At 40.8% G+C, this 19,865-nt stretch carries 13 protein-coding genes; 12 read left to right on the top strand and 1 reads right to left on the bottom strand.

The window, feature by feature from the left end; translation table 11 throughout:
* Positions 1-100: 100 nt before the first annotated feature.
* From ABDZ53_RS09885 to ABDZ53_RS09875, 3 genes are all read left to right on the top strand, one after another.
* Positions 101-991, top strand: a complete 891-nt coding sequence (locus ABDZ53_RS09885) for a hypothetical protein (protein ID WP_343756066.1) — start codon at positions 101-103, stop codon at positions 989-991.
* Positions 992-1,005: 14 nt separating this feature from the next.
* The gene (locus ABDZ53_RS09880; RefSeq protein WP_343756064.1) at positions 1,006-1,701 is read left to right on the top strand and encodes a hypothetical protein; all 696 of its coding nucleotides are present in this window, start codon (positions 1,006-1,008) and stop codon (positions 1,699-1,701) included.
* 68 nt (positions 1,702-1,769) lie between these two features.
* The gene (locus tag ABDZ53_RS09875) at positions 1,770-2,096 is read left to right on the top strand and encodes a hypothetical protein (protein WP_343756062.1); all 327 of its coding nucleotides are present in this window, start codon (positions 1,770-1,772) and stop codon (positions 2,094-2,096) included.
* 56 nt (positions 2,097-2,152) lie between these two features.
* Here ABDZ53_RS09875 and ABDZ53_RS09870 read toward each other — a convergent pair whose 3' ends face one another.
* Positions 2,153-4,462 carry a S8 family peptidase gene (locus tag ABDZ53_RS09870; protein ID WP_343756060.1) on the bottom strand — a complete coding sequence of 770 codons (2,310 nt, stop codon included), beginning with the start codon at positions 4,460-4,462 and terminating at the stop codon, positions 2,153-2,155.
* A gap of 243 nt (positions 4,463-4,705) precedes the next feature.
* Here ABDZ53_RS09870 and ABDZ53_RS09865 point away from each other — a divergent pair, with 243 nt between their 5' ends.
* The 9 genes from ABDZ53_RS09865 (at position 4,706) to ABDZ53_RS09825 (ending at position 19,731) form a co-directional block, all read left to right on the top strand.
* Positions 4,706-5,989, top strand: coding sequence for a TIGR02679 domain-containing protein (locus ABDZ53_RS09865; RefSeq protein WP_343756058.1), 1,284 nt, complete (start codon positions 4,706-4,708; stop codon positions 5,987-5,989).
* A 3-nt stretch (positions 5,990-5,992) separates the two neighbouring features.
* Complete coding sequence (locus ABDZ53_RS09860; protein ID WP_343756056.1) at positions 5,993-8,074, top strand: beta-galactosidase; 2,082 nt, start codon at positions 5,993-5,995, stop codon at positions 8,072-8,074.
* An 86-nt stretch (positions 8,075-8,160) separates the two neighbouring features.
* Positions 8,161-9,114, top strand: a complete 954-nt coding sequence (locus tag ABDZ53_RS09855) for a LacI family DNA-binding transcriptional regulator (protein ID WP_343756054.1) — start codon at positions 8,161-8,163, stop codon at positions 9,112-9,114.
* Between the two features lie 271 nt (positions 9,115-9,385).
* A complete protein-coding gene (locus ABDZ53_RS09850; protein ID WP_343756070.1) occupies positions 9,386-11,263 on the top strand; it encodes a glycoside hydrolase family 13 protein in 1,878 nt (625 codons plus the stop codon).
* A gap of 19 nt (positions 11,264-11,282) precedes the next feature.
* On the top strand, positions 11,283-13,562 hold the full coding sequence (locus ABDZ53_RS09845; RefSeq protein ID WP_343756052.1) for a glycoside hydrolase family 65 protein: 2,280 nt from the start codon (positions 11,283-11,285) through the stop codon (positions 13,560-13,562).
* Positions 13,563-13,612: 50 nt separating this feature from the next.
* Positions 13,613-14,275 (top strand): beta-phosphoglucomutase, encoded by a 663-nt coding sequence (gene pgmB / locus ABDZ53_RS09840; RefSeq protein ID WP_343756050.1) that lies wholly within the window; start codon positions 13,613-13,615, stop codon positions 14,273-14,275.
* A gap of 128 nt (positions 14,276-14,403) precedes the next feature.
* Positions 14,404-16,704, top strand: coding sequence for a glycoside hydrolase family 65 protein (locus ABDZ53_RS09835; RefSeq protein WP_343756048.1), 2,301 nt, complete (start codon positions 14,404-14,406; stop codon positions 16,702-16,704).
* A 244-nt stretch (positions 16,705-16,948) separates the two neighbouring features.
* Complete coding sequence (locus tag ABDZ53_RS09830; protein WP_343756046.1) at positions 16,949-17,953, top strand: LacI family DNA-binding transcriptional regulator; 1,005 nt, start codon at positions 16,949-16,951, stop codon at positions 17,951-17,953.
* Positions 17,954-18,111: 158 nt separating this feature from the next.
* Complete coding sequence (locus ABDZ53_RS09825; RefSeq protein WP_343756044.1) at positions 18,112-19,731, top strand: glycoside hydrolase family 13 protein; 1,620 nt, start codon at positions 18,112-18,114, stop codon at positions 19,729-19,731.
* Positions 19,732-19,865 lie beyond the last annotated feature (134 nt).

Raw genomic sequence — 19,865 nt, 5'->3', positions numbered from 1 at the left:
TTTTTGTGTAAAAGATTGATTTACAAGCAATAAACGAAGAAATAAACTATAAAATAAACAAAATTTTTGGAAATACGTTCATACAGCAGGGGGCAAGCCAATGAAACACACGCTTAAATTTGTTCTCTTGGGAAGTCTGTTTTTTCTAGCGGGGTGTGCTTCTTTTACAGGGATACGTACCCCTAAATATGATGGAGAGCCGATTTCCATCGATGAAGAAGCCAGCCAATTATATGCAGATTCCTATCAGATTCACCCAGACTATACCGATAAATACTTTCGATACGAATTAAGTGAGACGCTTTTTGACCCTTCTGAACCTTTGTCAACTCATGGACCCGTTATCTTGGAAGAAGGCACGTATGTGGTGGGAGAAGATATAGAAGCTGGACGAGCTTTTATGGTAGGAGAGCCTAGTAACTTTAGTGCAGACGCGCGGATTTTTCACACAGGAAATCTGACGATTACGGACGAAGAAGGCCTTATTGCTTTTGAAAGTCATTTTCAGGATTACACAGGTATTATGCAGGCAGTTGTTGATTTAAGAGAAGGTCAGACTATCGAATTGACAGGGAATGACCCAATCATAACCGTCACATATGAAGAACCTGACCTGGGCAGTTCTTACCTCGAAGCCGAAGAGGCCATTGAATTAATCACTGGCCATTATGAAGTGGGGGAACATTTAGAAGCAGGGACTTATACGATTGAGAGCTTTGCTGTCCCTCGAACGGCAGCTGTCTATCGTTTTTCTCAAACTGGAGAAGTGTTCACTTATGAACTGAATGCTCGTTTCAGTCATGAACCCCAGATTACACAAGAAGAAAATGAGAATTACTTCAAGTGGGGATTGATTTCTGAAGAAGAGTATGAAGAAAACAATGACAATCTATTGAATCAAGTCCAAGACAAAGCCAGCATCGAATTGGTGGATGGAGACAAATTGTATCTTCCGATGATTCACAGTCTGGTGTTATCAAAAGAAAACTAAAGGGGAGGGCTTATGTGTACGAAGCCTGGGTAAGAGCCGAAGCGTTTTATACGCTGACTATGCCGATACTAGTTGTCGTATTGCTTATTTTTTTAATTGCTTATATATTGATTTACTCTTATACAGAACCAAAAAAGAAAGCCCGAAAGCTGGCGAATAAAAGCATGCTGGTACTCCTTCTTGTAGGAGCCGGATACTTTGCTTGGGGACATGCCAGGTATAATGACTGGATTGCCCAAAATGATAACATTAACCCAGGTATCAGAGCGTACAGCTTTATAATGGGTATGCAAACGAATGAAGATCCGGCGATGGTACGTTTATATCGACGGACGGGTTCGTTACCAGAAAACCTGGATGCCTTAGAAATGTATGAAAGGGAAGAACGCTCTTTTCCCTTTGGCTATACTTACATGGGATATGAAGGAGGGCTCCATTACTTTGCTTATGGGGATGAGGATCAGTATGCCTTTACGTATCAAGGGGATATCCAGTGGACAGAAGAGGAACGAGCCATTCAAGGCTGGGACTACCGATTAGTAGACGACCGATTTGAACAATTAGGGTTTATGAATGACTTTGATATTATATTTAAAGCGATCTTGCTGCCGGAATCTGAAAGAAGAGAGCTGGATACTCTCGACACGGCTTATGTTGTGACAATAGAAGAGATGTACGAAGGATGGCTGTTTGGAAGACAGTTTTACTAAAAAGGATTGTGTTTTGACTAAGAGGCTTGTAGAATAAGAGAAACAAGAATATGCGAAGGAGTTTATCTATGAACTTAGAAGTATTTACAGAGTTCCGTTTGGTCTTCATGATTATTTTAGTTATCTTAGGTCTGTTTTTTATCTTCTCACTTGTTCCTAAAGGAAGAAATGCCATGGTGACTTTCTTTTCAGTTTTAACTGTCTCCATCACTCATGTCATTATTGCGACTAGTTTACTCGTTGTGGAGAATTTCTTTCTCGACAGCTTTAATTTGGATGGAGATTCATTAACATTTTACTTGTACTTAGGGATTGTTGTACTCGCTGTTTTAAATCCTATTATTTATAAGATAAGAAATAAAGGAAGAAAAACAGGCGGCTATACATTTAGGTAAAGAAAAAACACATCAAGTGACCTTTTCAAAAAGGCTCTTGATGTGTTTTTTGCTTCTTATTCTTTTGGTTTTCCACCGAAGAAATAAAAACCTCCGCCTACTGCAGCAAGTATGACAACCGCTCCGCTTAAAGCGACAGGTAGATTCAAGGCGTTTTCCTCTACCTCTGACCTTTCTTCAGATACTTCCTCTGCTTCAGTTTCAGATTCTGAGGCACTTTCGCTATCTTCCTCTTCATTATTCTCTTCTTCACTAGAAGAAGAGCGTGTATTATTTATGGCAGCACTTAGGTCATCTGGGTTAAATACAGCGAGTGTAGCGGTTGAGTGAGAACTACCCATGACGCCTCCATTCGTGTACCGGTCTCCTAAAACAACCCATTCTTCCGTTTCCGTATCCCATTCATACAAGTAGTCTTGATTCACTTCCGCTTCATTTGTAAAGAAGCGATACGTCATGGAAGCCGGGAACACGGTCTCTCTGGCTCCATTTTGCTCAATGGAGAAGGACAGGGGGTCACTTTTCGCAACAGATAAATAGGGAAGGCTATCGCCTGCGTGTTCAAAAATAAGCAAGGCATCGTCACTATCTAAATTATCAGCTGGAATCACCCATTCCATATCCATTCGGGCAATCAGGATCGTCACATTTCTTTCTTTTATCTCTTGTATATCTGCTGAAGATAAATGCAGACGATCAACGTGACTAAGGGTGGAATCAAAGGATACAGCTAATACCCCACTGTCTCCTACAGACTCTATGTCTTCTGGAGAGACAGTGGCTACTCCATTAGCGACTGCAGGACGAATCCAGACCGTACTTCTAGGAGTGGCATCATCGGTTTCCGACTCTGACTCATCATCCTCTAACTCTTCCTCACTGGCCTCTTCTTCACTTGACGGGTCATCCACGTCTGAGTTTTCTCCATCCTCTTCTCCATCTGTCTCATTTTCATTATCTTCTTCAACGACTTCACTGACAGATTCATCATTTTCGCTTAGGTCTTCTTCCCCTTCTTCAGGAACCTCATCCGTACTGTCATCCGGTAGGGCAGGGTCTTCGCTTTCGTCTGTTTCATTGTCAGCTCCCGACTCATCATCTGGTTCTGAGCTTTCGCTACCATCTTCATCGCCTTCGTTATCCTCTTCAGGACTCGTTTCGGGCTCTTCTTCTGGTTCATCCTCTTCTACTGGTAAGTCAACCGGACTGTATTGAACGAGGCCATGTCCAAAGAAGGAATCGAATCCTTCCTCACCTAAATCCATCGCTTTTTCCTGCATACGGGCTCGAATTTGAGAGGCGGATTCATCTGGATATTTTTGCATCAATAAGGCCGCAATCCCCACGACATGGGGAGTAGCTTGAGAAGTTCCTGACATGGTGATATAGTCTGCGTTGTCTGCAGGCGTTCCCAGTCCAATAATGCTTTGTCCAGGAGCTGCCAGCTCATTTAATTCTGAAATCATGGAATCAAACACGTGCGCGTAATTATGATCCACATTAGAAACTGCAATCACTTCAGGATAAGCTGCCGGGTAATCAATGTCAGGATTGTCATCAGTCATATTCCCACTGGCTGCGACGACTAATATATCATTTTGAACGGCTATATCTATCCATTCTTTCATCTCCTGATTGTGTGCAGGGTAGCCTGAGCTGATGTTTATGATGTCTACGCCCTGTAAGATAGCCCACTCTAAACCCGCCATTAAATTGGCGATAGTAGTGCGGTTTCCTCTGTCTCGATGGTAAATTTTAATACCGTATAGGTTAACATTTGGGGCTATACCCTGTCCTCTGGTGCCAGGATGGGCAGCGATGATACCCGCCACATGGGTCCCGTGTCCTTCATGATCATTTGTCCATTCGTCAGGACCTAATTCATGTTCTTCATCAAAGACACTAAACCCGCCTGCGTATGTAATATCAGGGTGATTATAAAAACCAGTATCTAAAACTGCTACTTCTATCTGGTCTCCAAAATAGCCTTCATCCCACGCATCGAATGTGCCAATCATGTCCTGATTCCAGTCATCTGCAGCGACTTCTCGAGTCGTTTCAGAGGTTTCAATTTCTTGATCGTAAGTCACTCGTTTGACATTGGGTTGTTGACTAATCTCTTTAATCGCAGAGGCCGGTACAGACATGGTCTGAATCGGTAATAGTTCTAGCGTTCTGACATTTTTATAACCCGGATCCAACTCCTCTTCTGATGGAACCGAGTCATAGTAACGGACAATAATATCGACATATTCATCTGTATGGTGCGTATCATGTGCTGAAACAGTTAAAATAGGGGATAGGGAACCGATAATTAGAATAATGGCGCATAAGGCAGCCCAAATCGTACCTTTATTTTTCTGCACTTAAACAAACTCCTTTTTCATACACGCTTGTCTTTTATCAGACAAGATGTGTTTTTTCTTCATTTTGAACGTATATATTGCATCAATGAATGTATCTTATCATAATCGGCGGCTCAAAGAGGATTAATACACTCAATAAAAGGAACGAAAATGAAGTAATTGTCACATTTTGTTAAAAAAATATAGATTATTGTTAAAAGATGGTAGAATGAAGGGGAGAAAATCGTAAAAGGGGGCCAAGTCATGCCGGACGAAGGAGATTTATTAGCTTATTTGTCTTCTCAAGTGGGCGTAAACAAATTATTTCATCTATTTAGAAAAGAAATTATTCATCAAAGAGGCATTCAAGGCTTTATCCGTCTTCACTCTTTTTCAGATGAAGAGCTGGAGTTTTTAGCCGACTTTTTTAATGTGTCTATTCATTCCCTTAGAAAAAAAGGACGGGTGGATTTAGAAGCCTTTGATAGAAAGCTGAATAGCGCTGGGTATAAGGGATTGTCGCTGATTGAATTGCTTGAACTGTACTTTGATGAACCTTTACTCAAGTTGACCACTTTAGAAGCAAGAAAAGACTTCTTAAAACAATTGGAAAAAGATTTTTCTCTACTCAAAGACTGGCTCAATGAATTGAAAAGGGGAACGGAAGACACCAGATGGATTCATCAGATAATGGAAGAGTCCCCGGAAACGTTTGAAACGTATGTCCTGTATTTATCTGAAGGCATCCGTTTATTACCGACACGACCCATTCGTCTGTCTGTATTCAGTCAGATTATTACCTTGAATGCCGATTCTTTTCAGCCTTCAAAGGAACTAGGAAAGCTTTGGCTGCATGTGTTAGCGGAAACCAAACGGCTTCATGCTATCGAACCCATCCGCTTGCCCAACACACGAAAAGAAGCCGATGATTTACTGCAGGAGTTTAATCTATACCGAGAAGATATAACAGATGCTGTGACAGTGGTGAACTTATTTGCTGAAACGCTCGTCCATTACCATCCGATGTGGGAATCGGCGGTCCATTCTCAAAGTGTAATGACTGTTCCTTTGCGGGAAGTCATCAAGTTATCGGCCATTTACCCGGCGAGCACCCAATCAGTTGTCTGGGTAGTCGATAATCCGGAACTGTTTACACGTCTTTTAGATGAAATTCCTACGATTCCTATGATTTGCCTTCAGGAAAAGTGGTCCTGTGCCGCTTGGGAAGTGTTTGATAAGCTAGTCGATCAGGGAACAGAATTGCGTTTTGTAGGCGATTTAAAGCCCAGCAGTATTGTTCGGGCGGAAAGCCTCTTATTGCATTATCCCGATAAAGCACGTACATGGCGAATGGATGTCTCATCTTATTTAGCAGCCAGAGACCCTCATGTCACATTGACAGAGGAAGAGTTATCTTTATTAAATACGCATCATATGGATGAACTGGCTTGTGTGAAAGACGAGATGAAAGACCGGCGCAATCCGGCTTATTTAATGACTATTATTGATGAGTTGGTCAGTGAACTTAATTATTATTATAATAAATAAAATATGATTGAAAGGAAGAATGAAGTGGAGAAAAGAAAAGTCACAACAGAAGACAGATTATTACACGGGGGAGACTATAATCCCGACCAATGGCTGTCTTATCCAGACGTTCTGAAACAAGATGTGGAATTTATGAAATTAGCCCATGCCAATACCTTTTCAATTGGTATGTTTGCCTGGGCTGCTCTTGAACCAGAAGAAGGCGTATATGATTTTGAATGGCTGGATGAGGTCATCGAACGCATCCACTCCATTGGCGGGCGCCTGATTTTGGCTACACCAAGTGGGGCAAGACCAGCATGGATGTCTCAAAAGTATCCAGAAGTCTTACGAGTGGATTCGTATAGAAGAAAACAACTTCACGGAGCACGCCACAATCACTGTTACTCGTCTTCTTATTACCGTAAAAAAACGCAGGAAATGAATACCAAACTTGCTGAGCGTTACGGTGATCACCCGGCCTTACTGATGTGGCATCCGTCAAACGAATACGGAGGGGAGTGTCACTGTGAGTTATGTCAGGCGAATTTCCGAACCTGGCTTAAAGAGAAATATAACCATAGCTTGGATGAATTAAATCATTCCTGGTGGGGGCCTTTCTGGAGCCACACGATTACAGACTGGGAACAAATTGAATCCCCTTCCCCTATTGGAGAGAATGCCGTTCACGGGATGAACTTGGATTGGAGACGCTTTGTTTCTCATATGACGATTGATTTTTATAAAAATGAAATCGAACCCTTGAGAAAAATCACTCCGGATATTCCGATTTCCGCAAACTTTATGTCCGATAACCCGGAATTCGTTCCGTTTACAGGTCTGGATTACAGTCAGTTTGCAAAAGAAGTCGATGTTATCAGCTGGGACGCTTATCCTGCCTGGCATAATGACTGGGAAGATACCCCAACCTTAGCTGCTCGGACCGCTTTTTTAAACGACCATTTTTATGCCATGAAAGACCAGCCTTTCATCCTGATGGAATCGACACCAAGTGCGGTCAATTGGCACGATGTCAATAAAGCTAAGCGACCAGGCATGCATCTTTTGTCAGCACTCCAAATGCATGCACACGGTTCAGATAGTAACCTGTACTTCCAGTGGCGAAAATCGCGCGGGTCTTCTGAAAAATTCCATGGAGCCGTCATTGATCATGACCAATCGACAGAGAATCGGGTCTTCAAAGAGGTCGCTGAATTAGGAAAAATAATGGAAAACATTTCGGATAAAGTAACGGGGTACAGACGACAAGCAGACGTTGCTATTTTATTTGATGTGGAAAGCAATTGGGCTTTAGACGACGCCCAAGGATTTGGTTTAAAAACTAAACAGTATGGCCGAACCCTTCAGAAACACTACCAGGCTTTCTGGGAAGAAGATATCGCAGTAGATGTCATTTCAAAAGAACATGATTTTTCAAAGTATACCCTTTTAGTCGTTCCGATGCTTTACTTGATGTCAGAAGAAACAGCTGAGAAACTCCAGACTTTTGTAAAGAATGGGGGAACTCTGGTCACGTCCTATATTTCCGGGATCGTGGATGAATCAGATTTGACACACTTAGGTGGCTGGCTGAAACCACTCAAAGAAACCTTTGGAATGGAGCCTCTGGAAACGGACACGTACTACCCATCCGACAGAAACACATTAGACTTTAACGGAAAAGAGTACGAAGTCAAAGATTACGCCACCATTATCGAAGTGAATGAAGCCAACGTACTCGGCACATACACGGAAGATTTTTATAAAGGCACTCCTGCTTTAACAGAAAACCCTTATGGAAAAGGAAAAGCCTACTATATTGGTGCACGTGCTGAACACGCTTTTCATGCGGACTTTTATGGCAAGCTGATACGTGATTTAAAATTAGAGCCGGCTTTATCTGTAGAGCATGAAAGAGGCGTATCTGTTCAAGGCAGAGAAGCAGAAGGCTTGAGAACGGTCTTTATCATGAACTTCACGGAAAGTGAGCAGCCGATTTCTATCCTTGAGACGGTGAAAGATGTTCAGACAGGAGAGACAATGGAAGGCAAGAGAACCTTACAGCCTTACGAAGTTCTCATTGTTGAAAAAGAAATAGGGAATTAAAAAATGACGGTTTTCCTAATAATCTTCACAGTTTATTGGTATAATGTAAGGGATTGTAAATACGGGAGATGGAAAGGAGAAATAGAGTGGTCACATTAAATGATGTTGCAAAAAAAGCGAATGTCTCTAAAATGACCGTTTCTCGTGTCATCAACCATCCAGAACAAGTCACAGATGAATTAAAGCAATTAGTTTTTGAAGCGATGCAAGAATTGAATTATCGGCCTAACGCCGCTGCGAAAGCATTGGCGAACAAACGGACGCAGATTATTAAACTACTGATTCTGGAAGAGATGGACACTACAGAACCATATTATATGTTTTTATTAGCGGGTATTGCGAATGAATTAGACAAACACGCCTACAGCCTGCAGTTGCTGACACACAGAAACATTCAAATCGGAGACTCGGACGGCTATATTGTCTGCGGGATGCGTCAAAAAGACATCCCATTGATTCAGGGCCTGAAAAAACCAACGATTATTTACGGTGAGAATGAAACCGGTATGGATTATGTCGACAGCAATAATGAAGAAAGCATGAAAAAAGCCACTGAATACGGCATTAAAATGAATTATGAATCGATTGTGTATATCGGTATTGATGTCGATGAATGTTTTGCTCATTCAAGAGAACGCGGGTACGTGAAGACGATGGAGAAATATGGAAGAGAAGCGACTATTTATCGCCTGACCAATCGCTCACGCTATTCAGCAGCCTTCATAAAAGAGAATTGGCATACCTTTAGTCCAAACACCTTGTTTATCTGTGCGTCGGATCGGTTAGGCTTGGGTATCATTCGAGAGATTAAAGAACAAGGGGGAGACATTCCAAATGACTACGGTGTCATCGGTCATGATGGAGTCTTCTTAGACCAAATCGCCTACCCTCATTTAACAACTTTAAAGCAAGCGACAACAGAAATGGGAGCCGCCTGTGCGCGTATGGTATTAAATAAAGTCAAAGAGAATGGCAAAGAACAGGGAAATCAACTATTTGATACAGAGTTAAAAATTGGTGGAACCACCCGAAATAAATAAATCGTTTGTAGGCTCGCTTGTCTTTTTTTAGATAAGCGGGCTTTTATGATTAAAAAAGGGCTATGCCATCAAGGTCTGTTCGCATGCTAGCTGATGGAAAACAGCGCAGGAGCAATAAGTTGTTACCGCTAACACATTTTTGTTACCGTTAACACATCCGATGCGTCTTGTTTATTTTTCCTTGAGTGCTAGAATTTGAATGGAATCGCTTTACATAAAACAGATTAAAATTGAAATGCATAAAAAAGTTATAGGAGGAATGAGTAACGATATGGATACAGCAGCCCTTTACCATCGATCAGAGAGTGAATATTCGTATTTGTATGAGCATGGTCATTATCACATTCGTCTTCGTACGAAAGCTGATGATGTTGAAACGGTCGAATTGCTTAGTGGGGATCCCTATGCCATAGACCAGGAAAAGTGGTATTTAGACGGGAAAGAAATGAAGAAAATCGCATCAACGAATATTCATGATTACTGGATGATTGACACCCATGAACCAACTAAACGCATGGCATACGGCTTTCGAGTGATAGGCCGAGACGGAGTGGAAGTCTTTTACTCGGATCAGGGGGTCTACCCTTTTGAAGAAACCTTTTTGAGGCAGATGAACTTTTATTTCCGAGTGCCTTATATTCATGAAATAGATGCCTTCAAAGCTCCTACTTGGGCAAAAGAAACCATCTGGTACCAGATTTTTCCAGAACGCTTTGCGAACGGGGATCCATCAAATGACCCTGAGGGCACTTTACCGTGGGGAAGCAAAGAGCATCCTTCTAGAGATGATTTTTATGGGGGCGACTTACAAGGTGTCCTGGATCATTTAGATTATCTGGAGGATTTAGGGGTTAACGGCCTATATTTCTGTCCGATCTTCGAAGCAAGCTCAAACCACAAATACGACACCATAGACTACAAAGAAATCGATCCGGACTTTGGAGACAAGAAACTGTTTAAAACACTTGTTGAAGAAGCGCATAAGCGCGGGATGCGTGTCATGATTGATGCGGTCTTCAATCACTTAGGTATTGACTCCCCGCAGTGGCAGGATATCTTAAAAAATCAGGAAAACTCTAAATATAAAGACTGGTTCTATATCCATTCCTTCCCAGTAGAAGATGTGAGAGGCTTAAGCACAGAAGAATTGGAAAATGTGGGGCGCGTCAATTATGATACCTTTGCTTTTACCGGTCATATGCCAAAACTCAATACATCTAACCCGGAAGTTCAGGACTATCTTTTAGACATTGCTACTTACTGGATTGAAGCATTCGATATCGATGCCTGGCGTCTGGATGTAGCGAACGAAGTAGACCATTACTTCTGGAAAAGATTTCATAAAGAAACCACAGCGATTAAAGAGGACTTATATATTCTAGGAGAAATTTGGCATTCCTCTCAAAACTGGCTTAACGGCGATGAATTCCACGCGGTTATGAACTATGCCTTCACGGATAACATTGAGAATTATTTCTTCAAGAAGATATTATCTCCGTCCCGCTTAGTATCCGGCTTAAACAGTCAGCTTGCTTTGTATAGACGCCAAACAACAGAAGTGATGTTTAACTTGCTGGATTCTCATGACACCGCCCGTGTCTTAACTAAAGCAGCGGGGAATAAGCATCTCGTTAAATCGGCGATGGCTTTCTTATACTCTCAGCCCGGCGCGCCGTGTATCTATTACGGGACAGAAATTGGACTAGATGGCGGGGAAGATCCGGATTGCCGTAAATGTATGATATGGGATGAAGACAAGCAGGATCATGATATGCTCGACTTCACCAAAGAACTGATTCGCTTCCGCAAAAAGTACCAGGATATTTTAATATACGGAGAAACAGAGTGGCATGATATAAGAGATCATGAACAATTTATCGGTTTCAAACGTCAGCATGGAAAAGAAGTGCTCTATTTCTTCTTTAATCAGGATGAAGAAGAAGCCTTTGTTCCATTGTTGCCGTATGGAACGAAGAAAGTATTTAGCTTACGTGACGCGATGGAAGAAAAAGAGACCATCCTTCATCAAAATGGCTTTGCTGTCTATTACTATGTAGACGATGAAGAAGAAAAACATGAGCGTCTGTTAAATAAAAGAAAGCGGGCTAGAAAACGCCGACTGCTGCGAGAGGCTATAAAAGCCAATTAAAAAATGGATAGAATAGGAAGTGGATGAAATGGATAGAATTGCTCAAATAAATCCGTGGAAAGTCATTACAACGGATGTTAAAGACAATAAAAGGGTTCAGGAGAGTCTCACCTCAATCGGAAACGGACATATGGGTCTGAGAGGAAACTTTGAAGAAGGCTTTTCGGGAGATACCCATATCGGAACCTATATAGCAGGAGTCTGGTTCCCGGATAAAACGCGTGTGGGCTGGTGGAAAATCGGATACCCGGATTATTTCGGGAAAGTGATTAATGCGACCAACTTTATACCTGTGACGATTCGTATAAATGGTCACCAGCTGGATTTGGCTAAAGATGAAGTCACAGACTACTCTTTAGAATTAGATATGAAAGAGGGCATCTTAAATCGTTCTTTTGTCTGGGCGAAAGATGGCTTGGAAGTGGAATTTAATTTCTCGCGCTTTGTCAGTGTAGATGTGAAAGAACTCGCTGTGATTCATATTGAGGCCAGCGTACTAAACGGAGAAGCTGAAATAGAAATGCTTCCTCACTTAGACGGAGATGTCGTCAACGAAGACAGTAACTATGAAGAAAAATTCTGGTTAGAGAGAAATCGCGGACTCGAACCGTATCCGTATTTAACGACAAAAACGAAAGAAAATGACTTTGGAACGGAACGCTTTACAGTGACTACTATGATGAGTAACGAAGTTGAAGGCTTAGAAAAAGTGTCATCAGATGAGTCGTTTATGAAAGTAGAAGAAACCTTTAAAGGAGTCGTATCTAAAGGAGAAAAAGCAACGATCACAAAACATGTGGCTGTCGTAACCAGCCGTGATGTAGAAGAAACGGATCAAGTAAAAGAAGCCCATACCCTTTTAAAAACAGCTACAGAACAAGGTTATGAAGCACTAAAACAAGCTCATATCGACGGATGGGCTGAAAGATGGAAAAACGCAGACGTGGTGATTGACGGAGATGAAGCCAGTCAGCAAGGTATTCGCTTTAATATCTTCCAGTTATTCTCCACTTATTACGGCGAAGATCCGCGCTTAAACGTTGGACCTAAAGGCTTTACCGGAGAGAAATATGGTGGCGCAACGTATTGGGATACCGAAGCCTGTATTTTGCCGATGTACTTGTCTATTACAGACGAAGAAGTATCCAGACAGCTTCTTGTTTACCGTCACAACCAGCTAGAGCAAGCGCATATTAATGCGCAGAAACAAGGCCTGAAAGGCGCTCTTTACCCAATGGTGACCTTCACGGGTGTTGAATCTCACAATGAGTGGGAAATTACCTTTGAAGAAATACACCGTAACGGAGCGATTGCGCACGCTATTTTCAACTATTCCACTTACTTTGGGGATGAGTCTTATTTACTGGACAAAGGAATAGATGTCTTAACAGCTATTTCCCGTTTCTGGGCAGATCGAGTACACTTTTCAGAACGCAAGCAACAATACATGCTGCACGGTGTAACAGGTCCGAATGAGTATGAAAACAACGTAAACAATAACTGGTACACCAATACAATAGCGACTTGGACTTTACGCTATACCATGGAATCACTTGAGAAAGTATCAGACGAGAAGAAACAAGAGTTACAGGTTAGCGATGACGAACTGTCTCAGTGGCAAGACATCGTGGACAGAATGTACTACCCATATGACGAAGAATTAGGTGTTTTTGTCCAACATGATACCTTCTTAGACAAGGATCTGCGTCCAGTGAGTGCCTTGAAACCGGAAGAAAGACCGATTAATCAAAACTGGTCTTGGGATAAAATTCTACGTTCGCCTTTTATCAAGCAAGCAGATGTCTTACAAGGCTTGTATTTCTTGAACCATGAATTTACTTTAGAAGAAAAAGAGAAGAACTTCGACTTCTATGAGCCGATGACGGTTCATGAGTCTTCCTTATCTCCACTTGTTCACTCGATTCTAGCATCGGAGTTAGGCAAAAAAGACAAGGCATTTGAAATGTATGAACGGACCGCTCGCTTAGATTTAGATAACTACAATAACGATACAGAAGATGGGTTACACACGACATCTATGAGTGGCGGATGGTTATCCATTGTCCACGGTTTCGCGGGTATGCGTACCACACAGGGTGAATTAACTTTTGAACCTTACTGTCCAACTCAGTGGAATGGTTATCAGTTCAAACTAAAATACAGAGGCAGACTAATAGAAGTAAAAGTGACTGAAAAAGAAGTTCAGTTCACGCTTCAAGAAGGCGATGCTTTAACCTTTAAATTATACGGAAAAGACGTTACACTAGAGGAAAGTTTAAGCCAAGCACTTGAGAAATAAGAAAAAGAGGGACTCTCCCTCTTTTTTTACTGATAATGAGGAGGCGCACTATGATTAAAGGATTGATTTTTGATTTAGACGGGGTCATTACTGATACAGCGGAATACCACTATTTAGCATGGAAAAGTCTGGCTGAAAAAATTGGAATTGAAATTGACCGAGCATTCAATGAGCAATTAAAAGGCATTAGCCGTATGGAATCTCTTGAATTAATTTTACAGCATGGGAATAAAAGCGAGGCCTATACGCTGGAAGAAAAAGAAAGGTTAGCGGCACAGAAAAATGAAGAGTATAAAGAGTACATTAAACAAGTGACTCCCGCTGATTTATTGCCTGGGATAGCTGAGCTTTTACGTGATGCGAGAGAGCAAGGGATAAAAATGTCTCTAGCCTCAGCGAGTAAAAATGCACCAGAAATCATGCAGCGCTTAGAAATTGATGGCTTATTTGAAGGCATCGTTGACCCTGCCTCTTTAAAAGCAGGGAAACCTGATCCAGAAATATTCATCAGAGGGGCTGAACTACTAGGCTTATCTGTCAAAGAGTGCGTAGGGTTGGAAGATGCAGAAGCAGGCATTGAGTCTATCAATGCAGCGGGTATGTTTTCAGTAGGTGTCGGTTCAAAAGACGCAATGAAAGAGGCAGACTACGCAGTAGAAAGCACATCAGAGCTGGATTTAAAGACTATATTAGATAAAGCATCTGCTAAATAAACTATAAAAAACTCATTATTTGTATCCTTTGAAAGAAAGGTGAAAAACAGATAATGGGTTTTATTTTAGTTGCTATCATTATTTTCTTGTGTCATAGTTTAAATAGAAATAAGTGGAAGGAGATTATTATGCACCCTTTAATATCTAAAGATTCAAAATGGGTTTTACAAGAAGATGGGACTTCAAAAGAAACCATTGTTCAAAATGAAACCCTTTTTGCCTTATCGAATGGTCACTTCGGAACGAGAGGCAGTTTAGAAGAAACCTCGCGAACACCTGATTATAGTTACAGCGAATCGACTCTAGTGAATGCGTTTTATGACAGTGAACCGATTGAATACGGTGAGTGGGCCTATGGTTATGCTAAAAACCACCAGACTATTATTCCTGTTCCTAACGGTAAAAAGTTGACGCTGACATTAGATGGAGAAACTTTCGACTTAGAAACGGGTTCAACAACGGATCACAAACGAATGCTAGATTTAGAAAAAGCCGTGTTGACGCGTACCTTTACTTGGACGAACACGCAAGACAAATCTGTAGATGTAAAGATTGAACGATTTGTTTCATACGATTATCCAGAATTACTCGTACAGAAAGTCTGGGTCACACCGCATGAGGATGGTAGCGAACTGGAACTCACTGCTGAATTGGATGACTTAAAAGAAATGGGTCAGACTAAAGGACATCAAGACAGCCATGATCCGCGTAAAAAGGTTCTTAAAGAAAGGCGCTTTGACTCAACAGACTTAGAATCAGAAGAGCACACGCTGATGCATATTACACCTCACAGTACAGACTTAAACCTGATTGTAGGAGCGACTAATGCGTTATCTGATGCTTCTGCTGCTTATCATCGGGATGGAAACACAGAAACGTGGAAAGTTGAAACACGTAAAAGCCAAACCGTCTCTTTAGAAAGATGGGTAGCTTATGGCTTTATTTTTACGGATGAAAGTGAAAAAGAAGAACAGAGTCGTCAGGTTGATGACCTTCTTTCAAAGGTAAAAGAAGAGGGTTATGACTCCGTAAAAGAGAAGCATCTGGATTATATGAAGACGTTTTGGTCCACATCAGATATTCAAATCGACGGAGATGACACGCTACAAACAGGCTTACGCTTTAACTTGTTCCACTTGCACCAAGCAGCCGGAAGAGACGGATTGACGAATATGTCGGCGAAGGGTCTTACCGGAGAGGGCTATGAAGGCCATTATTTCTGGGATACAGAAATGTATATGCTTCCGTTCTTCATTTATACTCAACCGGAAATTGCTAAGCAATTATTGAGATACCGCTATTCTATCCTTCCGCAAGCTCGGGAAAGAGCACGTGAGATGGCCATAGATAACGGTGCACTCTTTGCATGGCGGACGATAAACGGGGAAGAAGCTAGCCCTTACTATCCGGCCGGGACTGCTCAGATTCATATTAATGCAGATATTGCTCATGCAGTACACACATACTTGCAGGCGACAGACGACACTGAATTTGGTATGAATGAAGGCTTGGAAATCTTAATAGAAACCGCACGTTTTTACGAAACGTATGGCCATTATGATGAGTTACGAGATGGCGCCTTTGTTTTAAATGAGGTCACTGGCCCTGACGAATATACAGCTATCGTCAATAACAATTTTTATACTAACTTACTGGCCAAGCATAATCTGAATTATGCGATCGAGTGGGTCGAGAAAGCACTAGATGAAAAGAATGAAGATGGGCAAGCCGTTTTAGAAAAAGTAGCCTTTGAGAAGGCGGAACTGGATGCATGGAAAAAAGCCGCAGACAAGATGTTCCTGCCTTATGACGAAAAACAACAGTTAACAATGCAGGATGACAGCTTCTTCCATAAAAAAGTATGGGATTTTGACAATACACCAGAAGAGAACTACCCTTTACTGTTAAATTACCATCCCTTAACGATTTATGGTCATCAAGTAAACAAGCAAGCCGATACAGTCTTAGCTCAATTCTTGTTCTCTACAGAGTTTAGTCAAGAGCAAAAAGAACGAGATTATAACTATTATGAAGCCATCACGACTCATGATTCGTCCTTATCGCGTTCGGTATTTGGGATGATGGCTAGTGATATAGGCGATTTGGAAAAAGCGTATGATTACTTTATGGATACGGCGCTTATGGATATTACGAACATGCAAGGAAACACCAACGATGGAGTGCACACAGCCAATATGGGTGGCACATGGATGAGTATTGTGTATGGATTTGGCGGTCTTAGAATGGCGAACGGCACGTTACACTTTTCGCCTAAACTTCCGAAACAGTGGAATAAGCTCTCCTTTACTATTCAATTTAAAGGGAGAACTCTACAAGTTACTATTAAACCAGAAGGTTCAGAGTATACATTACTTGAAGGCGAACCATTAGAAATTAATCACTTTGGAGAAAAGAAAGTCATTCAATAATATAAAATAAGAAAGTTTAACAAAAAATCAGTAAATTAATGCGTTCCCATTTAGTGAGAGATGACTATGCTCAAATGGCGAACGCATTTGTTTTCATTTTACTTTTCAGTTTTCCTTTGCGTTAGGATCACGTTGAATTCGAAAAAAATAAATATTTTTAATATGAAAACCTTGTCAATTTTAAATAAGTGTGATAAATTATAAATACAGTAAACGTTTACGTAATGAAAATGAGGGAATCCTGATGATTACTATTCACGATGTGGCTAAAGAAGCCCAGACATCCATAGCTACCGTATCAAGAGTCATTAATGATCTCGGAGGCTATTCTGAAGCAACTAAAGAAAAAGTTCTGAAAGCAGTCGAATCGCTAGGATACGAATCTAATGCGATAGCTAGAAGTTTAATTGTGAATAAAACGCACACTATTGGTGTTGTTTTCCCAAATATTTCGAGCATGTTAACTTATGAGTTTTTAAATGGCATTGAAAACGTGGCTTACCAAAAAGGCTTTAGTGTGATTGTCAGTCATACGTATTCCAAGCCAAAGCGTATGATGGAGTCGCTAAAAAACTTAATTGAAAAAAGAGTGGATGGTATTATATTCGCAAGTGATGCCGTTGAAAAAGAACAACTGGAGTACTTAAAGAAAAAGAAGACCCCAGTCGTTTTCTTATCAACTAAGGCTGATGAAGAGAGCTTTCCTTATGTAAAAGTAGATGATTATCAAGCAGCTTTTGATGTCGCTACTTATTTAGTGGATAAAGGACATACGAAAATCGGAATGGTTGCGGGTAATCCGCTTGACCTGATTTCTGGAGTTCCTAGAATAAAAGGCTTCGTTGAAGGACTTGAACAAGCTGACTTATCTATAGATAACAGTCAAATCACCTACGGAGCAGATTATAGTTTTGAAAATGGGAGAGTCCAGTTTGGTCATTTAATGACAAAGAACCCGCAATTGACTGCTGTGTTTTTGGCAAGTGATGAAATGGCCAGTGGTGCTTTGACTATGGCTCATGAAATGGGTATTCAAGTCCCAGAGGAAGTATCGCTTATAGGATATGATAATTCTTTGCTCTCACGTATAACCATTCCAGCGCTCACGACACTTGCTCAGCCATTAGTAGGAATGGGAGAGAAAGCCTGTGACATGCTTGTACAAATGGTGAATAAAGAAGGGCAAGTAAAAAGTTTCATTATGGATCACCATATTATTGAAAGAAAAAGTGTAAAAAAATTAATATAAGTTTTCCATTCGAAGATCTATTAATTTTTTTGCTCATAGGTTAAACGTTTACGTAAACAAATGAAAAAAATAAATGGCAGGAGGATATCAATGTATAAAAATAAAGAGGAGCTCTCAAATAAAATATAACAGTTTTAGTATAGATAGGAGAATTTTTTATGTCATGGTGGAAAAATTCGGTTGTATACCAGATTTATCCTAAAAGTTTCCAGGATTCAAATGGAGACGGTATTGGGGATATCCCGGGGATTATCAGCCGATTGGATTATTTAGAAAAATTAGGGATTGATGTCATCTGGCTCAGTCCGGTTTATAAATCACCTATGGATGATAACGGGTATGATATTAGTGATTACCGAGCGATTCACCCAGATTTCGGAACAATGGAAGATATGGATCAATTGATTGCTGAAGCGGATAAACGTGGCATTAAAATAGTCATGGATTTAGTCGTCAATCATACATCCGATGAGCATGAGTGGTTCCAGGAGGCTCTTAAAGGAAGAGATAATCCGTATAGAGATTACTATGTCTGGCGTGATCCGGTAAATGGAGGGCCACCGAATGATTTGGAGTCTACCTTCAGTGGGTCGGCCTGGGAATATGATGAAGCAAGCGGGCAATATTACTTGCACTTATTTAGTAAGAAACAACCAGATTTAAATTGGGAAAACCCAAAAATGCGCCAGGATATATACGATATGATCAATTTCTGGCTAGATAAAGGAATCGGTGGATTCCGAATGGATGTCATTGATAACATCGGAAAAGTGCCAGATGAAAAAATTGTCGTGAATGGACCCAAACTGCATGATTACTTGCAAGAAATGAATCGAGAAACCTTTAGTAAGTATGACGTCATGACAGTCGGCGAAACATGGGGAGCGACTTTAGAGAACGCCAAACTTTATTCTGATCCGGACCGTCATGAATTATCTATGATTTTCCAGTTTGAACATATCGGTTTGGATGAGCAAGAAAATGGTGCCAAATGGGACCTGAAAGACATTGACTTTGTCGAATTAAAAGAAGTGCTTTCCAAATGGCAAACGGATATTGGAGATAAAGCGTGGAACAGTTTATTCTGGAACAACCATGATTCGCCACGTATTGTATCAAGGTGGGGGAATGACAAGGAATACCGAGTTGAAAGTGCGAAAGCTTTCGCTATCCTGCTTCACTTTATGAAAGGAACGCCATACATCTATCAAGGAGAAGAAATAGGAATGACCAATACCCCTATTTCTGATATTTCTGAAGCCAATGATATAGAAACAATTAATATGTATCATGAACGGATAGAAAAAGGGTATTCTAAAGAAGAGATTATAGAGTCCATTAATGTGAAAGGACGAGATAATGGCAGACGTCCAGTACAGTGGTCTTCAGAAAAACATGCTGGATTCACGACCGGTAATCCTTGGCAAGCTGTTAACTCAAACTACACAGAAATCAATGTGGAAGAGGCATTGAAAGATAAAGACTCAATCTTTTATACCTACCAGCAATTAGTGCGCTTAAGAAAAGAGAATCCGATTGTTGTTAAAGGATCTTATACCTTGCTTCTACCTGATCATGAATCAGTCTTTGCTTATGAAAGAGAGTATGAAGGAGAAAAGTGGACGGTTGTTGTTAATTTAAGTGAAGAAAAAGAAACGCTTGAATTAGGAGAAGGGACCGTTTCCTCTATTATTTCGAATTACTCCAGAGAAGAGTATGACTTAAAGCACGTCGAACTGGAACCATATGAAGCTTTTGCTTATAAATCTAAAAAATAGCATAAAAAAAGAAGTAGCTTTGTAATTATATCGAAGTTACTTCTTTCTATATATTGATAGTTACAAGGTAAAATACTGATAAAAATTGAAGCTATTCATGTGTAGTTTTATCACTTAAAATATTCAAATATTGT

Origin of the sequence: Alkalibacterium iburiense, assembly GCF_039521845.1 — a bacterium.
Lineage (GTDB): Bacteria > Bacillota > Bacilli > Lactobacillales > Carnobacteriaceae_A > Alkalibacterium > Alkalibacterium iburiense.
The sequence above is the reverse complement of the archived record's forward strand: the minus strand, read 5'-3'. Positions and strand labels throughout refer to the sequence as shown.

What these genes read in the sequence shown, in the direction of transcription:
- ABDZ53_RS09885 (WP_343756066.1), top strand. Translation starts at nt 101, where the DNA reads ATGAAACACACGCTTAAATTTGTTCTCTTGGGAAGTCTGTTTTTTCTA.
- ABDZ53_RS09875 (WP_343756062.1), top strand. Translation starts at nt 1,770, where the DNA reads ATGAACTTAGAAGTATTTACAGAGTTCCGTTTGGTCTTCATGATTATT.
- ABDZ53_RS09865 (WP_343756058.1), top strand. Translation starts at nt 4,706, where the DNA reads ATGCCGGACGAAGGAGATTTATTAGCTTATTTGTCTTCTCAAGTGGGC.
- ABDZ53_RS09860 (WP_343756056.1), top strand. Translation starts at nt 5,993, where the DNA reads ATGATTGAAAGGAAGAATGAAGTGGAGAAAAGAAAAGTCACAACAGAA.
- ABDZ53_RS09850 (WP_343756070.1), top strand. Translation starts at nt 9,386, where the DNA reads ATGGATACAGCAGCCCTTTACCATCGATCAGAGAGTGAATATTCGTAT.
- pgmB (WP_343756050.1), top strand. Translation starts at nt 13,613, where the DNA reads ATGATTAAAGGATTGATTTTTGATTTAGACGGGGTCATTACTGATACA.
- ABDZ53_RS09835 (WP_343756048.1), top strand. Translation starts at nt 14,404, where the DNA reads ATGCACCCTTTAATATCTAAAGATTCAAAATGGGTTTTACAAGAAGAT.
- ABDZ53_RS09830 (WP_343756046.1), top strand. Translation starts at nt 16,949, where the DNA reads ATGATTACTATTCACGATGTGGCTAAAGAAGCCCAGACATCCATAGCT.
- ABDZ53_RS09825 (WP_343756044.1), top strand. Translation starts at nt 18,112, where the DNA reads ATGTCATGGTGGAAAAATTCGGTTGTATACCAGATTTATCCTAAAAGT.